The organism is Luteimonas sp. A277, from assembly GCF_054052045.1.
Map to the genome: position 1 here is coordinate 316,877 of NZ_JBSVRG010000002.1, position 22,219 is coordinate 339,095.

23 protein-coding genes and 1 tRNA gene are annotated in these 22,219 nt (G+C 67.4%); 16 read left to right on the top strand and 8 right to left on the bottom strand.

Features of this window, described 5'->3' with window-relative positions; all coding sequences use genetic code 11:
* Positions 1-2 precede the first annotated feature (2 nt).
* From panD to pcnB, 5 genes are all read right to left on the bottom strand, one after another.
* Positions 3-383, bottom strand: a complete 381-nt coding sequence (gene panD, locus ACW7G2_RS03555) for an aspartate 1-decarboxylase (RefSeq protein WP_456972770.1) — start codon at positions 381-383, stop codon at positions 3-5.
* A 102-nt stretch (positions 384-485) separates the two neighbouring features.
* Positions 486-1,352: a pantoate--beta-alanine ligase gene (gene panC, locus ACW7G2_RS03560; RefSeq protein WP_456972771.1), complete on the bottom strand. Its 867-nt coding sequence runs from the start codon at positions 1,350-1,352 to the stop codon at positions 486-488.
* 11 nt (positions 1,353-1,363) lie between these two features.
* Complete coding sequence (panB, locus tag ACW7G2_RS03565; protein ID WP_456972773.1) at positions 1,364-2,173, bottom strand: 3-methyl-2-oxobutanoate hydroxymethyltransferase; 810 nt, start codon at positions 2,171-2,173, stop codon at positions 1,364-1,366.
* A 67-nt stretch (positions 2,174-2,240) separates the two neighbouring features.
* A complete protein-coding gene (folK, locus tag ACW7G2_RS03570) occupies positions 2,241-2,738 on the bottom strand; it encodes a 2-amino-4-hydroxy-6-hydroxymethyldihydropteridine diphosphokinase (RefSeq protein ID WP_456972775.1) in 498 nt (165 codons plus the stop codon).
* The gene (gene pcnB / locus ACW7G2_RS03575) at positions 2,738-4,051 is read right to left on the bottom strand and encodes a polynucleotide adenylyltransferase PcnB (RefSeq protein WP_456972777.1); all 1,314 of its coding nucleotides are present in this window, start codon (positions 4,049-4,051) and stop codon (positions 2,738-2,740) included. Before pcnB ends, folK begins: the two co-directional genes overlap by 1 nt.
* 102 nt (positions 4,052-4,153) lie before the next feature.
* Here pcnB and ACW7G2_RS03580 point away from each other — a divergent pair.
* A tRNA-Glu gene (locus ACW7G2_RS03580) sits at positions 4,154-4,229 on the top strand.
* A 140-nt stretch (positions 4,230-4,369) separates the two neighbouring features.
* Positions 4,370-4,693, top strand: a complete 324-nt coding sequence (gene fdxA, locus ACW7G2_RS03585) for a ferredoxin FdxA (protein ID WP_456972780.1) — start codon at positions 4,370-4,372, stop codon at positions 4,691-4,693.
* A 70-nt stretch (positions 4,694-4,763) separates the two neighbouring features.
* Here the strand turns inward: fdxA and ACW7G2_RS03590 are convergent, their stop codons facing one another.
* Together ACW7G2_RS03590 and dapA are read right to left on the bottom strand one after the other, a co-directional pair.
* The gene (locus tag ACW7G2_RS03590; RefSeq protein WP_456972782.1) at positions 4,764-5,279 is read right to left on the bottom strand and encodes a hypothetical protein; all 516 of its coding nucleotides are present in this window, start codon (positions 5,277-5,279) and stop codon (positions 4,764-4,766) included.
* A 16-nt stretch (positions 5,280-5,295) separates the two neighbouring features.
* Positions 5,296-6,192, bottom strand: a complete 897-nt coding sequence (gene dapA, locus ACW7G2_RS03595; RefSeq protein ID WP_456972784.1) for a 4-hydroxy-tetrahydrodipicolinate synthase — start codon at positions 6,190-6,192, stop codon at positions 5,296-5,298.
* A 61-nt stretch (positions 6,193-6,253) separates the two neighbouring features.
* Between dapA and ACW7G2_RS03600 the strand changes: the two genes are divergently transcribed.
* From ACW7G2_RS03600 to ACW7G2_RS03630, 7 genes are all read left to right on the top strand, one after another.
* A complete protein-coding gene (locus tag ACW7G2_RS03600; RefSeq protein ID WP_456972786.1) occupies positions 6,254-6,898 on the top strand; it encodes a glycine cleavage system protein R in 645 nt (214 codons plus the stop codon).
* A gap of 58 nt (positions 6,899-6,956) precedes the next feature.
* Complete coding sequence (locus ACW7G2_RS03605; protein WP_456972788.1) at positions 6,957-7,427, top strand: peroxiredoxin; 471 nt, start codon at positions 6,957-6,959, stop codon at positions 7,425-7,427.
* A 47-nt stretch (positions 7,428-7,474) separates the two neighbouring features.
* The gene (locus tag ACW7G2_RS03610; RefSeq protein WP_456972856.1) at positions 7,475-8,875 is read left to right on the top strand and encodes a PhoH family protein; all 1,401 of its coding nucleotides are present in this window, start codon (positions 7,475-7,477) and stop codon (positions 8,873-8,875) included.
* A 92-nt stretch (positions 8,876-8,967) separates the two neighbouring features.
* Complete coding sequence (locus ACW7G2_RS03615) at positions 8,968-9,222, top strand: helix-turn-helix domain-containing protein (RefSeq protein WP_456972790.1); 255 nt, start codon at positions 8,968-8,970, stop codon at positions 9,220-9,222.
* Positions 9,219-10,907, top strand: coding sequence for a SulP family inorganic anion transporter (locus ACW7G2_RS03620; protein WP_456972792.1), 1,689 nt, complete (start codon positions 9,219-9,221; stop codon positions 10,905-10,907). The genes ACW7G2_RS03615 and ACW7G2_RS03620 overlap by 4 nt, the downstream gene beginning before the upstream one ends.
* A gap of 145 nt (positions 10,908-11,052) precedes the next feature.
* Positions 11,053-11,862: a bifunctional hydroxymethylpyrimidine kinase/phosphomethylpyrimidine kinase gene (gene thiD, locus ACW7G2_RS03625; protein WP_456972794.1), complete on the top strand. Its 810-nt coding sequence runs from the start codon at positions 11,053-11,055 to the stop codon at positions 11,860-11,862.
* Positions 11,859-12,695, top strand: a complete 837-nt coding sequence (locus tag ACW7G2_RS03630) for an alpha/beta hydrolase family protein (RefSeq protein WP_456972796.1) — start codon at positions 11,859-11,861, stop codon at positions 12,693-12,695. The genes thiD and ACW7G2_RS03630 overlap by 4 nt, the downstream gene beginning before the upstream one ends.
* Here the strand turns inward: ACW7G2_RS03630 and galE are convergent.
* A complete protein-coding gene (gene galE, locus ACW7G2_RS03635; RefSeq protein WP_456972798.1) occupies positions 12,685-13,770 on the bottom strand; it encodes a UDP-glucose 4-epimerase GalE in 1,086 nt (361 codons plus the stop codon). The two genes, ACW7G2_RS03630 and galE, sit on opposite strands and share 11 nt — an antisense overlap.
* Positions 13,771-13,956: 186 nt before the next feature.
* On the opposite strand from galE, the gene ACW7G2_RS03640 reads away from it, so the two are divergent.
* From ACW7G2_RS03640 to ACW7G2_RS03670, 7 genes are read left to right on the top strand one after another with little or no spacing between them, the layout of a single operon-like run.
* The gene (locus tag ACW7G2_RS03640; RefSeq protein WP_456972800.1) at positions 13,957-14,577 is read left to right on the top strand and encodes an XrtA/PEP-CTERM system exopolysaccharide export protein; all 621 of its coding nucleotides are present in this window, start codon (positions 13,957-13,959) and stop codon (positions 14,575-14,577) included.
* 9 nt (positions 14,578-14,586) lie between these two features.
* Positions 14,587-16,128 (top strand): XrtA system polysaccharide chain length determinant, encoded by a 1,542-nt coding sequence (locus tag ACW7G2_RS03645; RefSeq protein WP_456972802.1) that lies wholly within the window; start codon positions 14,587-14,589, stop codon positions 16,126-16,128.
* Positions 16,129-16,135: 7 nt separating this feature from the next.
* Positions 16,136-16,888 carry a polysaccharide biosynthesis protein gene (locus ACW7G2_RS03650; RefSeq protein WP_456972804.1) on the top strand — a complete coding sequence of 251 codons (753 nt, stop codon included), beginning with the start codon at positions 16,136-16,138 and terminating at the stop codon, positions 16,886-16,888.
* 9 nt (positions 16,889-16,897) lie between these two features.
* A complete protein-coding gene (locus tag ACW7G2_RS03655) occupies positions 16,898-18,244 on the top strand; it encodes a hypothetical protein (RefSeq protein ID WP_456972806.1) in 1,347 nt (448 codons plus the stop codon).
* A 37-nt stretch (positions 18,245-18,281) separates the two neighbouring features.
* Entirely contained in the window at positions 18,282-19,484 is a 1,203-nt protein-coding gene (locus tag ACW7G2_RS03660) for a glycosyltransferase family 4 protein (protein WP_456972808.1), read from the top strand.
* Positions 19,474-20,646, top strand: coding sequence for a glycosyltransferase (locus tag ACW7G2_RS03665; RefSeq protein ID WP_456972810.1), 1,173 nt, complete (start codon positions 19,474-19,476; stop codon positions 20,644-20,646). Before ACW7G2_RS03660 ends, ACW7G2_RS03665 begins: the two co-directional genes overlap by 11 nt.
* A gap of 9 nt (positions 20,647-20,655) precedes the next feature.
* Positions 20,656-21,975, top strand: a complete 1,320-nt coding sequence (locus tag ACW7G2_RS03670) for an O-antigen ligase family protein (RefSeq protein ID WP_456972812.1) — start codon at positions 20,656-20,658, stop codon at positions 21,973-21,975.
* Positions 21,976-22,219: the final 244 nt, after the last annotated feature.

Genomic DNA, 22,219 nt, shown 5'->3' on the forward strand with positions numbered 1-22,219 from the left:
CCTCAGGGCACCTGGGTGGGGATGGAGTCGTTGGTATGGGTCATGCGGTTTTCGCGGTCCACGTAGACCAGGCTCGGCTTGAACTTCGACACTTCCGCCTCGTCGAGCATGCCGTAGGCGCAGATGATCACCAGGTCGCCTGGTGCGGCCTTGTGCGCGGCGGCGCCGTTGACCGAAATCACGCCGCTACCCTCCTCGGCCCGGATCGCGTAGGTGGCAAAGCGCTCTCCGTTGTTGATGTTGTAGATCTCCACGCGCTCGTATTCACGGATGCCCGAAATATCGAGCAGGCGACCGTCGATCGCGCACGAACCTTCGTAGTGGAGTTCGGCGTGGGTGACGGTGGCACGATGGATTTTGGCTTTGAGCAGGGTCAATTGCATGATCTGGCTGCCGGTTCACGGCAAAAACGGGCGGTGGGGCGCCACGGAACAGGAAAGTATAGGGACCATCTGCCGCATCGCAACAATCGGCCCCCGGACCGCTCAGGTGGCGGCCATCTCGAACTCGAGGTTGTCGATCAGCCGGGTACTGCCCAGCCGCGCCGCGATCAGCAGCACCCGCGCTCCGGCGTCGTTACCCGGCTCCGGCTCCGCCAGCTCGGGGGTGCGCACCACGGCATATTCAACCGCGAACCCGGCGGCCTCCAGCCGCTGCAGGGCCGAAGCTTCCACCTGACCTGCCTCATCGCCGGCAAGCAGGCGTTCACGCATGGCCTGAAGGCTGCGATGGATCTGTGAGGCCTGCTCCCGTTCCGCCGCGGAGAGATAGCGGTTGCGCGAACTCATCGCCAGGCCGTCCGCTTCGCGCACGGTTTCCCCTGCCAGCAGTTGGATGGGGAATGCGAGATCGCACACCAGATAGCGGATCACCGCCAGCTGCTGATAGTCCTTGCGCCCGAACGCGGCGACATCAGGCTGCACCTGGTTGAACAGGCGCGAGACCACCGTGGCCACGCCGTCAAAATGCCCCGGACGGCGCTCGCCCTCCAGCACGTCCGTCACCCCGGGAACGCGCATCTGCACCGCGTTGGCCGCGCCAAACGGATACATGGTCTGCACCGACGGCATCCACACCGCGTCGCAGCCGGCCGCTTCCAATCCGGCAGCATCGTCTTCGGGGGTGCGCGGATAGCGGTCGAAATCCTCATCCGGCCCGAACTGGGTCGGGTTGACGAACACGCTGGCCACCACCCGGTCAGCGTGCTCCCGGGCCAGGCGCACCAGCGAGTGGTGTCCGGCGTGCAGGTTGCCCATGGTGGGCACGAACCCGACCCGCAGCCCCTCACGCTTCCATCCGTCCACTCGAGTGCGCAACGCACCCAGTGCCGTGATCGTCTCGATCCTGCTCATTCCCTCGCGCCTCAGCTGTAGGAATGCGCGTCGTCGGGGAACGAGCCGTCGCGCACTGCCGCCACGTAGGCCCGCACCGCGCCGGCCACCGAGCCACCTTCGGCGAGGAAGTCCTTGACGAACTTCGGCCGGCGCTGGCCCGAGTCCAAGCCCAGCATGTCGTGCAGCACCAGCACCTGGCCATCACAGCCGGCGCCGGCACCGATGCCAATGGTGGGGATCGGGCTCTCGGCGGTGATGCGGGTAGCCACATCCGCCGGAACGCCTTCCAGCACCACCAGCGCCGCGCCGGCTTCCGCCACGGCACGGGCCTCGTCCATCAAACGCTCGGCGGCTGTCTCGCCGCGGCCCTGCACCTTGAAACCGCCAAAGCGCAGCACCGACTGCGGGGTCAGCCCCAAATGGGCACAGACCGGGATCTCGCGCTCCACCAGATAGGAAATCGTTTCCAGCTTGTGGCCAGCCCCTTCCAGCTTGATCATGCCGGCGCCGGCCTGCAGCAGCCGCGTGGAGGCATCCAGGGCCCTCTCGGGGGTAGCGTCTGCCTGGAACGGAAGATCGGAAACCAGCAGTGCGCGCGACAGGCCACGGGCCACGCAGCGTGTGTGATAGACCATGTCGTCCACTGTGACCGGCAGGGTCGAGTCGAGCCCCTGCACCACCATTCCCAGCGAGTCACCGACCAGCACCAGGTCGATGCCGCTGGCGTCCAGCGTGCGGGCGAAGCCGGCGTCGTAGACGGTCAGCATGGTCAGTTTGCGCCCTTCTTGGCGGGCGGTGGAAAGGTCGGGAACGGTAACGGGGCGTGTGGGAGTATTCATCCCGATAGTATGGCCCGGACGCGGTTACGGTTGCAGGAATGTGGCGCCCTGACCTTGCGCGACAGTCCTACAGTCGCTGGATATCGCCGGCATCCAGCGCAGCCAGCGCCGCGCGGGCCGTGCCGATGTCCGGAATGCGCGCATCCGGCACCACATCCAGAAGCGGCACCAGGGCAAATGCGCGCTCGTGCAAACGGGGATGCGGTACCCGCATTCCGGGCGCGTCGATCACCGCGTTACCGTACAGCAGCAGGTCCAGATCCAGGGTGCGCGGCCCCCAGCGGTCGCTGCCATCAGCGGCACGGACACGGCCGAAATCACGTTCGATCCCAAGCAGCGCGTCCAACAGCGCCTGCGGCTCCAGGGCGGTCTGGATTGCCGCCGCCGCGTTGATGAAGTCCGCCTGGTCCTCGACACCCCAGGCGGGCGTGCGGTACAGCGCCGAGGTGGCCAGCACAGTACTGTGCGACAGGTCTCCCAGCGCGAGGAAGGCGCGGCGCAGCGTCTGCTCGCTGTCGCCCACGTTGCCGCCCAACCCAACGACGGCAATCACCGGGAGTTGCATCAGCCGTTCACAGGCCGGCGTCGGCGCCGCCGGCGCGGACGCGGGTCCTGCCCGGCATCATCCATCGGCGGATGGGCAGCGATCGCCAGGTCGGGATCCTGCTGCGCCTCGCGCCAGAACTCCACGTCTTCGGCATGCTCACTGGAAGCGCTCTGGCGCAGCATCAGAAAATCGAACGCAGCGCGGAAGCGTGGGTGCGCCAGGGTACGCATGACCCGCTTGCGCTGGCGCAGGGGGAAGCGCGTCTGCAGCAGCCAGATCTCCTGCATCGGCAGCGAGAACCGCCGTGGCAGGGCCACGGTGGACAGCTGGTGCACGGTGACCCGGTCGGCGGCACGACGCTGGGCCTCAACCGGTTGGACATCCTGGGCCTGCAGCGCCATCAGCGCGCGGCAATAGGCCGGCCACAGCAGCAGCGCGAACAGGAACGCCGGCGAGACCGGCTCCTCCGCCGCCACCCGCGCATCGGTGTTCTTCAGGCCCGCGATCACCATCCGCCGCAGCGCGCCGCTGCGATTGGCCGCCAGCGCAGCCGCCGACTCCGGAAACAGCGCCTCCAGCAGGCCATACCTCTCCAGCCCCAGAAAGCTGCGTTCAGCGTGGCCTGACAGGAACAGCTTCAGGCACTCCTCGAACAGGCGCGCCGGCGCCGCCTCGGCGAGCAGCCCGGCCAGCCTCGGGATCGGCGCGGCGGTGCCCTGCTCTATGCTGAACTCGAGCTTGGCCGCCAGCCTCACGGCGCGCAGCATCCGCACCGGGTCTTCGCGATAACGCAGCTCCGGATCACCGATGAGGCGCAGCACCCGGTCCTGCACGTCCTCGAAGCCGCCCACGTAATCACGCACCGAGAAATCCTCGATCGTGTAATAGAGCGCGTTGGCGGTGAAATCGCGCCTCACCGCGTCTTCTTCGATCGTGCCGTAGATATTGTCCCGCAGCAGCATGCCGTCCTCGTGCTGCTGGCGATCGCCGCTGCCGTCGTCCACGTTGGCGCGGAAGGTGGCCACTTCAATGACTTCACGCCCGAACAGCACGTGCGCCAGGCGGAACCGCCGACCGATCAGTCGGCAGTTGCGGAACAGCGACTTGACCTGCTCGGGCGTGGCGTCGGTGGCAACGTCGAAATCCTTGGGTTTGACTCCGGCCAGCAGATCGCGCACCGCGCCGCCGACCAGGTAACCCTGATGGCCGCCCTCCTTCAGCCGGTAAAGCACGCGCAATGCGTTGGGACTGATGTCCTTGCGGGAGATGGGATGGCTGTCGCGGGCAATGCTGCGAAGCTGCGGGAAAGCGGGTGCGTTGTGGGTTGGCATCAAGTCTTGGATCGACGGAAAGCCTGCTATACTACCAAGCTGCTCGGCCGTTCAGGCCCGCAGATTGGCAGACAATGCCAAAAGGGGCCCGGCCCCAGCTCCGCTCCCTTCGTCTAGCGGTCCAGGACGCGGCCCTCTCAAGGCTGAAACACGGGTTCGATTCCCGTAGGGAGCGCCATATCGCGCGGGACACCCCGCAACCGGTCCGCCCCTGGCGCGGACCGGGCGCAACAGCCCGGCTCCGGCCGGGCTGTCCGTTTCCGGACCCGTGCCGCGCTGTCCTACAATAGTGCCAGTACCACAGGGATCCGAACCGCAATGGCTTTCGTCGTTACCGAGAACTGCATCAAGTGCAAATACACCGACTGCGTGGAGGTGTGTCCGGTCGACTGTTTCCACGAAGGCCCGAATTTCCTGGTGATCGATCCGGACGAATGCATCGACTGCACCCTGTGCGAGCCCGAATGCCCGATCGGCGCCATCTACCCTGAAGACGACGTCCCCGCCGGCCAGGAGCAGTTCATCGCCCTCAACGCCGAACTGTCACAGGAATGGCCGGTGATCACCGAGCGCAAGGACGGTCCTGCCGACGCCAAGGAATGGGAAGGCAAGCCCGACAAGCTCAAGCACCTGGAGCGCTGACGGCAAACGGCGGGCCTGGGCCCGCCGTTTTCATACCTTCTGCTGAGCGGGCCCGCGCCCGCCCCGCCTGTTATCCGCCGATCTGCGCGCGCAGTACTTCGATCAGCTTGCGCGCAGCGTCGCCCTGCGCCGGCTGGCCGCGCGGATCCACCGCACTGACGTACGACCCGTCTTCGGCTGTGACGATCCGGATCATGAAGTTGCTGTCTTCATAGCTCAGGTCGTAGGTGCCCAGCAGCTTGGCACTGCTGACCACGCTCAGCCCTTCGGTGGCAGCCAGCACCTGGCCTACCTGTTCGTACACCGCATCACGTTCGCCGGCGACGCCAAACCCGACGGCGCTGCTCGCGGCTGACTGCTCCGACATGCCGGAGCGGGTCACCGAGCCGGGTCCTTCTGGAACCACCATCCCCCCGGCCGCGCTGGGGCGATCCAGATCCGGCGGCACTTCCAGCGGCCTGTTCTCCGGGCTGGCTGCATACAGAGGGTTCTCTTTACGGAACCAGCCGCAGCCGGAGGTGGCCAGCACGGCGACCGCCAATGCGGACAGCACGCCGGTGCGCAACACATGGGGACGAACGGACATCTTGTCTCTCCTGAAGTCAGGCCGCGAGTGTATCGCGACAGTCATGTTCAATTTGCTCCAACAGGCCCAGAATGCGCGCGGCTTCCGGCTGCAGTTCCTGTGACAGCGGCATCAGCGGCAGACGCAGCCCGTGCCCGATTCCCTGGCGGGTGAGCAGGGCCTTGATCGGGATCGGATTGGGCTCGATCCCGGCGAACGCGTAGAGCGCTGCCAGCTTTTCATCCAGCTCCGCCGCCTTGCTTTCGCCGGCCAAGCGGCATAGCAGGCGCATCGCGTGGGGCGCCACGTTGGACACGACCGACACCACGCCCTCGGCTCCGGCCTGGATGGAATGCGCGCAGCTTGGATCATCGCCGCTGAGCACGGTGAAATCGGGGCCGCGCAGGGCCACCAGGGCCTGGATCCGCTCCGGCTCGCTGCGGGCCTCCTTGATTGCAATGATGCGCTCGTGGCCAACGAGCCCCGCCACCGTTTCCGGCAACAGATCGCATCCGGTACGCGGGGGAACGTTGTAGAGCACCACCGGCAGCGCGCCGTCATCGGCGACACCCCGGTAATGCGCAGCCAGTCCCGCCTGGGTCGGGCGCACATAGGGAGGGGTCACCACCAGCGCCACGTCGGCGCCCAGGGCAGCCGAGCGCCGGGTCTGCTCGATGGTGCGCGCGGTGCTGGACTGGCCGGTACCGGCGATCACCGGAACCCTGCCCGCCACCACTTCCACCGCGGTGCGCAGCAGCAGATCGAATTCGGAGTGGAACAAAGCCGCCCCTTCGCCGGTGGAACCGGCCACGACGAGCCCGTCGATACCCGCATCCAGCTGCTGCTGCAGCAGCCTGCGCCAGGCTGGGAGGTCGACTTCGCCAGCCAGCGTGAACGGGGTGGCCAGTGCGGTGATACAACCTGTGAGTCGCAAGCCTGTGGTTTCCTGAGCGGGTGCCAACGATCTTACTTGCGGCTCCAAAGCGCGGGCAAGTATGCTGGCAGGTGGCAGCGGCCCGGCACCGGGCTGCTGTTCAGGACCAGAGCGAGACCCCTTTCCCCCGGACGCTGCCTTGACCGAACCCGACATCGTTGCCAGGCCTGCGCCGAACGAAAACCTCCTGATCATCAACGCCTACACGACGCATCCGCAATCACCGTTGCTGATGCTCAGCCGGCGCATCGCCGACAGCGGCTGCAACCTGGCCGATGCCCGCCTGTCCACGGTGGGGCGCGATGTATCCATGACGGCGCTGGCGGTCGGCTCCTGGGATGCGGTAGCCAAGCTGGAATCCATGCTCACCCGGCTGGACCGCGAGGAAGGCCTGAAGCTGGTCTGGTACCGCACCGGACCCAAGGCGCTGCAGTCCAACCTGCTGCCTTATGTGGTGGAGGTGATCGCGGCCGACAAGCCCGGCATCCTGTTCCAGCTGGCGGACTTTTTCGACCGCCAGGGCATCACCATTGAAAGCCTGCATTCCTCGCGCTACCAGGCAATGCAGACCGGCGCGGACATGTTTTCCGCCCAGATCACCATCGGCGTGCCGGCCGACATGCACATCGCCGCCCTGCGCGATGATTTCCTCGAGTTCTGCGACCATCTCAACCTGGACGCGATCATGGACCCGATGAAGTTCTGATCGTGCAGGATCGACGGCACTCCGCCACGACCCACCCCGCAACACAGGGACACGATCCATGAACGAAGGCGACATCCTCGGCCAGGACATCCTGGACCTGCCGCTGAATCTTTCCGGCGGCGCCACTGCCACCCTCGGCGATTACGCCGGCAAGTGGCTGATCCTCTACTTCTATCCCAAGGACTCCACCCCCGGCTGTACCACCGAGGGCAGGGACTTCAATGCCCTGCTACCGGCGCTCGAGGAACACAACGCCGCCGTGCTGGGCGTCTCGCGTGACTCGGTGAAGTCCCATGACAGCTTCTGCGCCAAGCAGGGTTTCAGGTTTCCGCTGGTCAGCGATTCCGATGAAGCCCTGTGCCGGGCCTTCGACGTGATCAAAGAAAAGAGCATGTTCGGCCGCAAGGTGATGGGGGTCGAGCGCAGCACCTTCCTGATCGACCCCGAAAGCCGCATTGCGGCTGCATGGCGCAAGGTGCGCGTGCCCGGGCATGCTGACGCGGTCTTCCAGGCCCTCAAGTCAATGTAACCAGGGCCCTCCGGCCCCAACGCCCAGTCACGGAGCTCCAGCGGATGATGACCCAAGGCAAGCGCGTGTACGTGCTCGACACCAACGTGCTGATGCACGACCCCACGGCGCTGTTCAAGTTCGAAGAGCACGACGTGTACCTCCCGATGCAGGTCATCGAGGAGCTGGACAACGGCAAGAAAGGCCTGACGGAGTCATCGCGCAACGCACGCCAGGTCAGCCGCTTCATCGATGAGCTGATCGAAAGCCAAGGCGCGGACAGGATCACCACCGGCCTGCGCCTCACCCCGCCCAGCGGCCTGCTGCTGCGGGGCGAAGAAGCCATCGGCTTCCTGCGCTTCCAGACCACGGTGCCGAAGGAGGACAAGACCTCGTTCGGCGCGGTGGCCCCTGACAACCGCATCCTCGGCGCCATCCTCGCGCTGCGTGCTGAGGGTGGCGACACGCCGGTGGTGTTCGTTTCCAAGGACATCAACCTGCGGATCAAGGCGGCGATCGCCGGCATCCCCAGCGAGGATTATGAGAACGACCGCGCGCTGGATGACTTCAGCCTGCTCTATACCGGCGCCGCCGCCCTGCCCGAGGACTTCTGGCAGCGCCATGGCCGCGATCTGAAGTCCTGGACCGACCGCGGCCGCACCTTCTACGAACTGGACATGGCCGAGGGCGATGACTGGCAGACCAACCAGTTCCTCTACCTGCCTGGCGACGAGCAATCGGAGTTCCAGGTCACGCGGGTGGAGGGTGGCAAGGCCACGCTGCAGATCGTTGACGACTATCGCACCAGCCAGCACGCGGTGTGGGGAATCATGGCGCGCAACCGTGAGCAGAATTTCGCCCTCAACGCGCTGATGGACCCGGAGATCGATTTCGTCACCCTGCTCGGCACCGCCGGCACCGGCAAGACCCTGCTCGCCCTGGCTGCCGGCCTGGCCCAGACCATGGACCAGCGCCGCTACCGCGAGATCATCATGACCCGGGCCACGGTGAGCGTGGGCGAGGACATCGGTTTCCTGCCCGGCACCGAAGAAGAAAAGATGACCCCGTGGATGGGAGCGCTGACCGACAACCTGGAGGTGCTCACCCACAACCAGGAGGGCGGCAACTGGGGCCGCCAGGCCACCAATGACCTGCTGGCCAGCCGGATCAAGATCCGCGCGCTCAACTTCATGCGCGGGCGCACCTTCCTCAGCCGCTGGCTGATCCTGGACGAGGCCCAGAACCTCACCCCCAAGCAGATGAAGACCCTGGTCACCCGGGCCGGCCCGGGCACCAAGATCGTCTGCCTGGGCAATCTGGAGCAGATCGACACCCCGTACCTGACCGAAACCACGTCGGGCCTGACCTATGCGGTGGACCGCTTCAAGACCTGGCAGCACAGCGCCCACATCACCCTGCGCCGCGGCGAACGCTCGCGCCTGGCTGATTACGCATCCGAAGTGCTGTAGATGACGTACTAAACATCATTAAAGACTCTTTTAACTTGATTAAGCGGGCCTGATCGCCAAGAATAGGGGGCGTACCCATCTTCGCCCCCAGCATGATCTCTCCCGGACAACTACGCGCCGCGCGCGCCCTCCTCGGTATAGACCAACGCTCGCTTGCCGCCATGGCAGGCGTCTCGTTGCCCACCATCCAGCGCATGGAGGCCAGCAGCGGCGACGTGCGCGGCGCCATCAGCACCCTGACCAAGGTGGTCGAGGCACTGGACGCGGCGGGGGTCGAGATGATCGCCAATGACCAGCCCAGCCAGGGCCGCGGCCGCGGCGTGCGGCTGAAGGGCCCGGCGCAGTGAAGATCGACCGCAGCTACCTGAAGATGTTCGAGCCCAAGCTCGTCACGGCTTTCCGTGAGGGCTATGGCTGGGGCGATCTGCGCGCCGATATCGTCGCCGGCCTGACCGTGGCGATCGTTGCCCTGCCGCTGGCGATGGCGCTGGCGATCGCCAGCGGCACCACGCCGGACAAGGGCATTTCCACCGCCATCATCGCCGGCTTCCTGATCTCCGCCTTTGGCGGCTCGCGGGTGCAGATCGGCGGACCCACTGCGGCCTTCATTCCGGTGGTATTCGTGGTGATCGAGCGCTTCGGCTACGGCGGGCTGATCCTGTGCACGCTGATGGCCGGCCTGATGCTGATCGCCGCCGGCCTGCTGCGGCTGGGCACGCTGATGCGCTACATGCCGCAGCCGGTGATCACCGGCTTTACCGCCGGCATCGCCGTGACCATCTTCTCCAGCCAGATCATCGACGCATTGGGGCTGCAGATCGCCGAGGTGCCGGGCGACTTCATCGGCCGCTGGACGGCCTACGCCCAGCACATCGCCAGCACCCAGCCGGTGGCGGTCGCGCTGACGGCGCTCGGGCTGGCAGTGATCGTCGCCCTGCGGCGCTGGCGCCCGAACTGGCCCGGGTTCCTGGTCGCGCTGCTGGCCTGTACCGGCGTGGTGCTGGTGTTCGGGCTGCCGGCCGAGACCATCGGCAGCCGCTTCGGCGCGTTGCCCAACACCCTGCCGGACTTCAGTTTCCCGACGATCCCGCTCGAGCGCACCTTCGAAATGCTGCCGAGCGCTTTCACCATCGCCTTCCTGGCCGCGGTGGAATCGCTGCTGTCGGCGGTGGTCGCCGACGGCATGACCGGCGGACGCCACCGCTCCAACGGCGAGCTGGTGGCCCAGGGCGTGGCCAACGTGGGCTCGGCGCTGTTCGGTGGCCTGCCCGCCACCGGTGCGATTGCCCGCACCGCCACCAACATCCGCGCCGGCGCGCGCTCGCCGATGGCGGGCATCCTGCACGCCGGGTTCCTGCTGGCATTCATGCTGCTGCTGTCGCCGCTGATGGGCTACGTACCGCTCGCCGCGCTGGCGGCGGTGCTGCTGATCGTGGCCTGGAACATGAGCGAGCACGAGAACTTCCGCGCCACCATGTCGGCGCCCATCGGCGACCGCGTGGTGCTGCTGCTGACCTTCGGCCTGACGGTGCTCTTCGACCTCACCGTGGCGATCCAGGCTGGCATCGTGGTGGCCGCGCTGGTGTTCATGTACCGCATGTCGGAGTCGGTGGAGATCAGCTCCGGTATCCGCACCTTCGATGACGATCTCTACAAGGACGGGGGGCCGCAGCTGGCCGAAGGGGAGCAGCGCCGCCTGCTGCCCAAGGGGGTGGAGGCCTACCAGATCACCGGCCCGCTGTTCTTCGGCGCCGCCAATCGCCTGGACAACCTGCTCGACCAGTTCTTCAAGCCGCCCAAGGTGTTCATCGTGCGCATGCGACTGGTGCCGATGATCGACTCCAGCGGCGTACATGCGATCAAGGCGCTGGCCGAGCGCTGCCGGCGCAAGGGCATCGTGCTGATCATCTCCGGCCTGCAGGACCAGCCCAACCGGATCCTGGCCAGCATGCAGCTGCACGAACGGCCGGGCGAGCTGTACTACGCCAACAACTTCCACGCCGCCCTCAGGATCGCCCGCTCAATCGTGTAGGAACGCGCCATGCGCGCGAAGCCGCGTGACGTCCGTCGATCCGACGCTCCTTCGGCCAGCCACGTTGCTGGCCGACGCCTTTCCGCCGCTCCAATTGCCCGCGGCTTTGCGCGCCATGCGCGCTCCTACGGGGCACAATGGATGGATGAATGAACTTCCTTCCGCCCTCACCATCGCGGGCTCCGATTCCGGCGGCGGTGCCGGCATCCAGGCCGACCTCAAGAGCTTCGCCGCACATGGTGTACACGGCCTGTCGGCGATCGCCGCGCTCACCGCCCAGCACACCCGCGGCGTCACTGCCGTGCATGTTCCGCCACTGGAATTCCTGCGTGCGCAGATCGACGCCTGCTTCGACGATTTCCGCATCGGGGCGGTCAAGATCGGCATGCTGGCCAACGCCGGGGTGATCAATGCAGTGGCCGATGCGCTGCAGGCACACGGCAACCCGCCGCTGGTGCTCGACCCGGTGATGATCGCCACCTCCGGCGCCCGGCTGCTCGAATCCGAAGCTCTCGACGCACTGCGCACACGGCTGCTCAACGGCGCCGCGATCCTGACCCCCAACCTGCCCGAAGCCGAGCTGCTGCTGGGCCACCCCATCAACGACCGCCAAGCCATGCGCGACGCTGCCACCGAGCTGTTACAAGCCGGCGCCCGCGCGGTGCTGCTCAAGGGCGGCCACCTGGAAGACGGCGCCGACGACGTCATGGACCTGTTCGCCGATTCCGAGGGTCTGGTCCGTGAGTTCACGCATCCGCGCCTGCCGCAGGATGCCCACGGCACCGGCTGCACCCTGGCGGCTGCGATCGCCGCCAATCTGTGCCGCGGCCTCTCCCCGGCCGATGCCTGCGAAGCCGCCACCGGCTACGTCCACCGCGCCCTGCGCGGCGGCTACCGTCCTGGCCGCGGCGACGTACTGGTGCTTGACCACTTCGGCGCCGCCGAACCGGCGTGACGCCCGCGCACGACAGCCTGGCACTGGAAGCAGCGGACGGCCACCGCTGGCAGCTTTACGCCTGCTCCCCGGCGGAGCCCGTCGCCACCGTGCTGTGGCTGCCAGCGCTGGGCGTCGGCGCGCGCCACTACCTGCCGTTCGCCCAGGCCCTGGCCAAACGTGGCATGGCCACGTTCCTGCATGAGTGGCGCGGCGCCGGCAGCAGCAGCCTGCGCGCGGGGCACGATTGCAACTGGGGCTACCGGGAGCTGCTGGAGCTGGACATCGCCGCCAGCGCCGACGCGGTCGATCGGACCCATCCGGGTCTTCCTTCCATCATCGGCGGCCACAGCCTTGGGGGACAGCTCGCATCCTGCCGGTTGGCACTCGCGCCCGACACCGCCCAGCAGCTCTGGCTGGTGGGCAGCGGCGCGCCGTATTGGCGCGCGTTTCCGCTCCCCCACCGACCGTGGTTGCCGCTGGCCTACCGCTTCCTGCCCTGGCTCGCCGACCGCAACGGGGCGCTGCCCGGCCGCAGGCTGCGCTTCGGCGGTCGCGAGGCGCGCGGGGTGATGCGCGACTGGTCGCGTACCGCGCTGACGGGCACGTACGCTGCCGACGGCCTGGATACCGACCTGGAGGCCGGGATGGCCAGGGTCCAGGCGCAGGTGAGCGCCGTAGTGTTCGAGCGCGACTGGCTCGCCCCGCCCTCTTCGCTCCAGCACCTGCTGTCCAGACTGCCGCAGGTGGACACGCAGGTGATGTCCTTCGACGACGGCTCCCTGGGCGTGCGCGCGGATCACTTCCAGTGGATACGGGCGCCCGGTCCGGTGGCGGACTGGCTCAGCCGCTGATCGCAATGCTGGCCGCGGCCGTGGCCAAAGCTCCATCGGCCTCGAGCAGGCCCGTTTCCGGATCACTGTCATAGCCTTGGGGGTTGTGCGCCTGCCAGCGCCAGGCGTCGCGGCACATTGCATGGACATCAAGCCTGGCGCGCCAACCCAGCAGTTCCCGCGCCAGCGAAGGGTCGGCGTACACCTCGGCCACATCTCCGGGCCTGCGGGGAACAATGTCGTAAGGAATCGTCCGCCCGCTTGCCCGCTCGAATGCACTCACCAGCTCCAGGACGCTGGTCCCGCGCCCCGTGCCCAAATTGATGGCCGCACTGCGCTTCTCCCGCACGAGGAAGTCGAGCGCGTCGGCATGCGCGTGCGCCAGGTCCATCACATGGAGGTAGTCGCGCACCCCGGTGCCGTCCACCGTGGGCCAGTCGCCGCCGAACACCGCCAGCCGCTCCCGCTGGCCCACGGCGACCTGGCAGACATACGGCATCAGGTTGTCGGGAACCCCGCCGGGCGCCTCGCCTATCAGGCAGGAATGATGTGCTCCAACCGGATTGAAGTAGCGCAGGCTGACCGCATGGAAAGCCGGATCGCTCGCGCACAGGTCGGCGATCAGCTGTTCCATCACGAGCTTTGAACGTCCGTAGGGGTTGGTGACCCGAAGCGGCGCGTCCTCGCCCACCGGGACCACGTCGGGATCGCCGTAGACCGTGGCCGAGGAGCTGAATACCAGTCGGTCCACGCCATGCGCACGCATCGCCTTGAGCAGCTGGATCGTACCGCCGATGTTGTTGTCGAAATAGTCGAGGGGCCTGGCGCAGGACTCGCCGACCGCCTTCAGTGCCGCGAAGTGCATCACCGCGTCGAAGCGATGGCCGTCGAAGAGTCGCGCCAGCGCCTCCCCGTTCCCCAGGTCCACGCGGTGGCAGGCCACCGGCATGCCGATGATCTGTTGCAGGCGTTGCAGCACCCGCGGCGAGCTGTTGACGAAATTGTCGGCAATCACCACCTGATGGCCGCGCCCGGCCAGCTCCACGCAGGCATGGCTGCCGATATAGCCGGCACCGCCGAAAACCAGAATAAGCATCAGCCCCTCCCGTACGTCTTGCCCGGGATAACGCGGAAAGCGGACTTTGCCGGCAATGCACGGTTTTCGCGTTGGAACAGACACACCACTTCACCGGTCGCGAATGCCAAGGGGACACCCGCCGGAACAATGGCCGGACCGTCGACCATGTCGCGTTACATCGTAGGGAAACTGGAGAACGGACCTATGAACAGCTTGTGTTCCGCACTGCTTGGAGTCTCGCTGTCGATCCTGATGGCTGCCTGCGCCACCACCAGCGGCGACGGCTCCGGCCCGCCACCAGCACTAGACCAGTCCGCCGAGGCCTACCTCATCGGCGTGGACGACATGGTCCAGGTGTCGGTATGGGGCAATCCGGACGCGGGCGTCACCGCGCCGGTCCGCCCCGACGGGATGATCTCCGTCCCGCTGCTGGGGGACGTGGCCGCCGGGGGCCGTACCCCGCCCGAGGTCGCCCAGGACATCGAGGGACGCCTGCAGGAGTACATCAAGGACGCCAGGGTCTCGGTGATCCTGACCGAACTCAACAGCCACGAATACCTGTCCCGGATACGCGTCACCGGAGCGGTCCGGCAGCCGGTTTCGATTCCATACCGGCCCGGCATGACGGTGCTGGACGCGGTGCTGGCCGCCGGAGGGGTGACCGAATTCGCGGCCGCCAACCGTACCCGCCTGCACCGCAGGAGCGGAAACGGCACCGGAAGCTACGCGGTCATGCTGGACAACGTGCTCACGACCGGCGACCTGACGACCAACTACACCGTGGCGCCGGGCGACGTGCTCACCGTGCCAGAACGCATGCTGTAAGGGGGATAGATGACCAGTCTTGCCGAATGGAGGGCTCCCGCTCCCGGGAGCCGACCGACCATTGTCCAACTGTTGCCGGCCGCCACGAAGGAGGCCCGGCGGCGACGCTGGACGCTCGTGGGCCTGTTCGGGGCGATCGTGATCGCCGGGTTGGTCCTAGTCCTGGCCATGCCCAAGGAGTACACCGCCTCGACCACGCTTCTGGTCGAGGAAACAGACGTCATCCAGCCGCTGCTGGAAGGCCGGACGGTGCCGACCAGCGTGGTCGACCGGGCCGCGATCGCACGCGAGGTGGCGTTCAGCGGCCAGTCCATGGAGCAGGTCCTGGAGACCGGCGGCTGGCTGGCAACCGATCCCGATCCGTTGCAGCGCGCCCAGCTGGCCAGCCAGATCATGGGCCGGGCCGAGATCACCAACCCGCGTGAAAATCCCAACCTGATCAGGATCAGCTACTCCGACTCCGACCCGCGGCGGGCGCAGGCGGTCACATCCCGCTTCGGCGAACTGATCATCCAGGAGAGCCTGAGCACCCGTTCCCGGGAGAGCCGGGCCGCCTTCGAATTCATCGACTCCCAGGTGGATGACTACAGGACCAGGCTGAATGACGCCGAGGACAGGCTGGCGGAATACCGCGAGGCCCATCCTGAAGTCCTGCTCGGCGACGAGGAAAACGTCGCCCGGCGGATCAGTGAACTGCAGCTGCAGATCGACAGGTCTTTGATGGACCAGGCGGAGCAGAGCTCCCAGGCTGGAAGCTGGGCAACCCACGTGGCGCGCGAGCAGTCGATCAGCGCGGTGCAGACGCGCACCGGCCCGCTGCAGCAGCGTATCGCCGAGCTTCAGGCCGAGCGGATGACGCTGGCCGGCACCTATACCGATCAGCATCCCGACATGGTCCGGCTGCAGGCCCAGATCAACGACCTGCAGGCGCAGCTGGAGCGCGGCGGGATACCCGTCACGGCCGCGGCGATGCCCGTTGCCGCCAGCGGGAACCTTGATCGCGGCAGGCTGACCGAGGCGCGCAGCCGCAGCGTCGGTACGGCCTCGCGCATCGCTACCGGCAACCAGCTGCTGCAGGGGGAACTGCAACGCCTCAGCCGCGTGGCGGCACTGGGAAGCGACCTGGCGAACCTGACCCGCGACGTCCAGGTCAATCTCGATTTGTACCAGGATCTGCTCGAGCGGCGCGAGAACGCCCGGCTGTCGATGAACCTGGACATCCAGCGTGGTGGCCTCAACTTCCGCGTGCAGGAGCCCGCGGCGCTGCCGCTGATGGCCAGCAGCATCAGCCGGACCCATGTCGCGCTGGGCGTGCTGGCCCTGGCCATCATCGCTCCCCTGCTGCTGCTGCTGGCCTGGCTGCGGTTCGACCCACGGGTCCGCATCGCCTCCCAGATCGAAACCATCGGGCTGCCGGTGCTCGGGACGATACCGCCGGGCGGCTATTCGCGGCCCCGTCGCCGTGCACCCGGTCAAAAGGCGCTGGCTTTGACCAGCGCAGTCCTGCTGGCCCTACCCATTGCCGCCGCCGTTGCACTGATGCCGAGGTAGGACCCAGATGACCGCCAACACGCCTGCATTTGAAAACCTCCAGCCGGTCGCGGATCAGCATCCGCTCCCGCACCTGACGGAAACACGGCTCGTCCCGTCCCCGGCGTTTGGCCGCGCGCAAATGGACGAGCGGGCGACGATCTCGCGCGCCGGCATCGGCCAGCCTCACGTAGATGCGTTCAGGACCCTGCGCACACGCCTGCTGGCCGCCACCAACGGTGCTCCCAGCGCCACGATAGTGGTCGCCCCGGTCAGTCGTGGCAGCGGCGGCAGCTACGTGGCACGCAACCTCGCGGCTGCATTCGCGTTCGACGAGACCATCAACGCCGTGCTGATCGACTGCGACCTGTTCCACGGAACACAGCACGACACCCTGCGGCTGGACCCCGTCAATGGCGGCCTGGTGAACTACCTCGAGGATCCGGCGGTGCTGGTAGGCAGCATGCTGTATGAAACCGGCGTTCCGCGGCTGCACCTGCTGCCGGCCGGCACGGCGACCGGGGCCAGCGCCGAGTACCTGTCGTCCTTCCGCATGCGGCTGCTCATCGATGTTCTGCGCAGCCGCACTCCCCCGCGCCACGTGATCCTGGACAGTCCGGCCGTGAAGGACAGCCCGGATGCCCGCATCCTCGCCGACTACGCAGACCTGGTGGTGCTGGTCGCAGGCTACGGCCGCGACAGCCCGGAACAGATTTCCCGCGCTGCCGCCGAGTTCAATCCCGGCAAGTTCGCCGGCGTGGTCTTCAACGAAGGACCATGAGGAGCAACCATGAGCAAGGGACGGGGATCCGCTTATCGACTGCGCGCGCGCGCCCGCGCCGGGACCCTGCCGGGGCTGGCGCTCATGCTCGCCATATCCGGCACCTGTGCCGCGGCCGAGATCGACTATGAGCTCGGCTTGTCCGGCGCACACAGCAGCAACATCGCGCTCAGCGAGGACGCCGAAACCAGTGACACCATCCTCGCACCGAGGCTGCGTTTTGCAGTGGCTCAGCGGGGCTCGGCGTTCGCCCTGCAGGCCCGTGGCCTGGTCGAGCACCGTGACTACCTTGACGACACATTCCCGCGCGAATGGCGCGGCGAACTCGCCGGCCAGGCCGAATGGACGATCGCCCCGGACCGCTTCAGCCTGGTGCTCGAGGACTACCTGAGCCACCAGCCCGTCGATATCGGCGCCGGCCTGTCACCCGGCAACCTGCAGCGGGTCAACGTGTTCATCGCCGGCCCCACGTTCCAGACCCGCTTCAACGGAACCACCCGCGCCCAGCTCGACGTGCGCGCCGCGAAAAGCTATGCCGAGGTGACCGAGGAGTTCAACGGCGACCGGTTCAGCGCCGCCGCGCGGTTGCAGCGGGAAACGGGCTCCCTCGGCCACGTCGCGCTGAACCTGGTGGCGTCCGAGGTCGAGTTCGATGACCCCGGGCAGGACTCCGATTATTCACGCACGGACGCCTATGCAAGCTACCGCCGCGAGCTGGCACACGGCAGCTTCGAGCTGGACCTGGGACGCTCCTGGGTGGATCCGGATCGGGGGGGAAGCACCGTGTCCGCGACCCTGGCCCGCGCGGGGTTCGTTTGGGCGCCCACCGGCCGCAGCCGATTCGACCTGCAGGCCCGGTACCAGCTTGCTGACAGCGCCCAGGAACTGATCATCCGCCAGATAGACCTGGCCGAGCCTATGATCCAGGAACTGTTCGCTTCCACCCTGGAGGTCAACGCGGATGTACATCGCCAGAGAAGGCTGCAGCTCGATTACAGGTTCCGCGGCGATCGCTTGGAGCTGAGGCTGCGGCCCCGCTACCGCAGCTACCGCTATCTGCAAAGCACGCTCAGCGATCGGGAAGATGTCAGTGGATACGCGGAGCTCGCCTATCGCATCCGTCCGCGCACCACGCTGGCCATCCATGCCACGGCGCTCAACCGCGAGTTCATGACTACCCAGCGCAAGGACCGGGACCGCATCTACGGGATCAGGGCCGAACACCGCTGGACCCGTCACCTGACCACCCAGGTCGGGTTCCACCGCAACACCCGCGACTCGACCACGTCCGGTTTCAGCTATGGGGAGAACGTAGCCACCATCACCCTCCTCTGGGTCCGCTCCAGTGGACGGTGAACGGGCCGGTGCGCCCGCGCCGCGGCGCGTGCTGTACGTGGTTTCGCTTTTTCCGATCCTGGCGGAAACCTTCATCGTCCGTGAGATCCAGGCGCTGATCGACAGCGGCGTCGACGTACGCATTCTTTCGCTCAAGACCCCGCGCGGCCAGACCATCGTGCATCCCGAGGCGTCCGCCCTGCTGGACCGCGTCCGCCAGCCGCAAGCCCCGGCCGTCGCATTCTGGAACACCTTGCGCGCCGCGCTCTCCCACCCGGTCGGGGTGATCCGCGATGCCGCCATCATCGCGGCGGGCACCTGGCGCACGCCGGTGGCCATGATCAAGTCGCTGGTAGCGATGGCCCGGGGGCTGGAACACCTGTCGTGGATGCGCGACTTCGACCCGGAGTTCATCCACGCCCATTGGTCGACCTACCCTTCAACCGCCGCCTGGGTCCTGTCACGGGCCGCGGGGCGCCCGTTCGGCTTCACCTGCCACGCCCACGACATCTTCGTCGATCGGCACATCCTGGCCCGCAAGATCGCGGACTCCGCCCTGGCGGTCACCATCTCCCGGCACAACGTCGACTGGATCGACCGGAACGTTTCGCCGCTGACGCGGCACAAGCTGAAGGTTGTGCACTGCGGCGTGGACCTGGCGCAGCTTCCATGGTCGGGCAACGGCAGGGACGGGGCCCACATCCTCGCCATCGGCCGGCTGGTTGCGCAGAAAGGGTTTGGAACGCTGATCGACGCGCTCGCGCTGATGCATGCCAATGGAACCGGCTTCCGCTGCACGGTGGTCGGGGATGGACCGCTGCGAAAAGACCTGCAGGCACGGATTGACCGGCTCGGTCTCGGGGACAGGGTCGAGATGGCCGGCGCGCTTTCGCAGCAGGCGATCCGCGCCAAGTTGCAGAAAGCCACGATCTTCGCCCTGCCCTGCGAGGTCGCCCCCGACGGCAACCGCGACGGAATCCCGGTCGCGCTGATGGAAGCCATGGCCGCCGGCTGCCCGGTGGTCAGCTGCGCGGTCTCCGGCGTGCCCGAACTCATTACCGACGAGGTCCACGGGCTGCTTGCAGCCGAGTACGACCCGGCCGCGCTGGCCCGGGCGCTGGAGCGGCTGCTCCACGACCCCGGACTTCGAATGCGGCTCTCGCTTGCCGCCCGCCAGCGCATCGAGCTGGAGTTCGACGCGCGCAAAGAGGCCTTGAAGCTGCACCGGCTGATGGCGGAGGCACTGTGCAATGCGACCTGAGCGCCTGCTGCTGGTGGTCGACGAAATGGAGGTGGGTGGCAGCCAGCGCCAGATCCAGCACCTGCTGGCCGGCCTGGACCGCGAACGCTGGGCGCCGGAGCTGGCGTATTTCCGCAGTGATTCGTTCCTGCTCGGAGCCATCCAGCGCAGCGGCGTGCCGGTGCACCACCTGCCCAAGCGCGGGCGGATCGATGCTCGCTTCCTGCTCGCGTTCACCCGGCTGCTGCGGCGGCGCAACTACGCCCTGATCCACGCGTTCTCGCAGACCGCGGAAATCTGGTCGGTACTGGCCAGCGGCCTCTCCAGGCGCACCCCGGTGCTGATCGCTTCCGAACGCAGCTTCGCACCCGACAAGCGCGCCAGGCATTGGGTGCTCAAGCGCGTCGTGGTTGCGCGCAGCGCGGCGGTCATCGCCAACTCCCGCGCCGGGGCACGCTCGACCGCACGCCATACGCGCATGCCCGAGGCGAAGTTCGCAGTCATCGGCAACGGAGTGGCGCTGCCGCCGGCGATGTCCGCGGCGGAGCGCGCCGCCCTGCGGCGCACGCTCGGCGCACCGGCAGGGCGCGCAGTCGGGCTGTTCGTGGGGCGGCTGGTGCATGCGAAGAACCTGTCCTGCCTGATGGAGGCCGTGGCATCGCTGCCGCCCGGACATCGGCCATGGATCGCACTGGCCGGCGAAGGACCAATGCGCGCTTTGATCCAGGCCCAGGTCGCAGCGGCTGGCATATCCGACAGCGTGTGCCTGCTCGGGGAAGTGGAAAACGCGGTGCAGCTCATGCAGGCCGCCGACTTCCTGGTGCTGCCGTCCCACTTCGAAGGCCAGTCCAATGCGCTGCTGGAAGCGATGGCTGCAGGCTGCCCGGTCATCGCCTCCCGGGTCGGCGGCACCCCGGAACTCGTCGAAGACGGCCGCACGGGCGTGCTGTTTCCCCCGGGAGACGCGCGCGCCCTCGCGGCCGCAATGGCCAGCCTGGCGTCAGAGCCGGACCTGCGCAAGCAGCTTGCGGATGCGGCCCGGGAGTTCGTGGCCCGGCATCACAGCGCAGCCGCCCTCGCCGCCGCCACGTCGGCCGTTTACGAGCGCTGCCTGGCCGCGGGCGGCAGGAGACCAGGCCGGGCGGCCGGCGGGCTCATTCCTTCGCCGCGCCAGCGTGAGTAGGAACAACCGATGAACCTGCTCTACGCCCTGCCGATCATCCTGCTGCCGTATTCGCTGTTCCTGCCGCCGGACGTGGGCGTGGGCGCGTCCGTGCTGCTGCTGCTGTGGGCAAGCATGTTCGGCCGGCGCGATCCGCACGGGCTGCCCCGCACCAGCCTCCTGCTGCCGCCACTGGTGGGCCTGTTCCTCGCCTTCCTGCTGGGCTGGTTCATTGCAATCAGCCGCGATCCCTCGAGCCCCGGCGCAATCGTGCTGCAGGCGAAGTACGCGTTGACCTACCCGTTGCTCTACCTTGCCTACCGCCATTGCGGCCTGGATGCCAATGGCACCCGCCAGCTGATCATGCTCACGCTGGTTGTCGCTGCGGTCGCAGGGCTCCAGGCGGTATCGCAGGGGCTCCAGTTCGACCCCGCGCAGTTCGCGGACGGACAGCGGGCAACCGGCCCGTTCGGTGCAATCAGCGCCGCGAACCGCGCCGGCGTGTACTTCGCCATGTTCCTGCCCATGTTCGTTGCACTGGCACTGCAGCCCGACTGCCAAAAGCCGCTGCGGCTGATGGCCGTGGCTGCCGGCGCGGTGCTCGTGGCAGCGATTCTGTTCACGTTTTCCCGCCAGTCCTACGTGATCGCCGCACTCGGGATCACGCTGCTTCTGTTTCATCGCAGCTTTACGGCGGCGGCGCTGGCCATGCTGGTGATAGCGATCATTGGTGCCAGCGTGTTGCCGGACAGCGTGATCCAGCGGATCGATGAAACGCGACAGATGAACGCCGGCGGCGTGGCGTCATTCGACGGCAGCACGGCGAGCCGGCTGGAGATCTGGAAAGGAGCGCTTGCAATGCTGGCCGACCACCCGGCTGGCGTGGGCCTGGGACGTTTTCGCGAGCACATCGGTGACTACACCGTGTATCCGGGCATGGATGCACACAACGGATTTGTGCGCGCGCTGGCCGAATGCGGCCCGTTGGCCCTGGCGATGATGCTGTGGCTGGTCTGGCGGCTGTGGCAGCTCGCCCGCAGGGCACGGAGTGCCACCCGCGACAGCAACCCGGCTTCGCGCGCTTTGGGCGTTGGCCTTGCAGTGGCGGTGATCGCGATGGTGCTCGGCAATCTGTTCGGCAGCCCATATTTCGACGGCCTGGTGATGCACAGCTTCTGGATTCTGTGCGGGCTGATGGAACGCTACGCGGTCATCCAGGCCCACGCTCCGGGTACCCGTGCCGACGCCGGCCGCTCCGCGCAGGCCGCGGTCGCAGCAAGTCGTTTTCCCGCCGCGGCCCGGATATTTCCGGGCCTGGTGCGCAGACCGGACCCGGGGCCGGGTGAGTGATCCGGCTGCGGCGCCTATGGTCCTCGTTGATGGCCAGGTCCGCGCTGGTAGTCGCCGGGACGGCGTGCATGGCGGCATGTCACGCAGTGGACACACCCGATACCGTCACGTGTTTCCAGGTGCAGCCACCGTTGCCGGCGCCCACGGAGGCAGCAGCCAATCGCGACCGCCGAGGAGCCACCTACCACGTCCGTACCGACGGCGGCACCGCCAGCCAGTGCACCGGCCGCGCCGACGCGCCCTA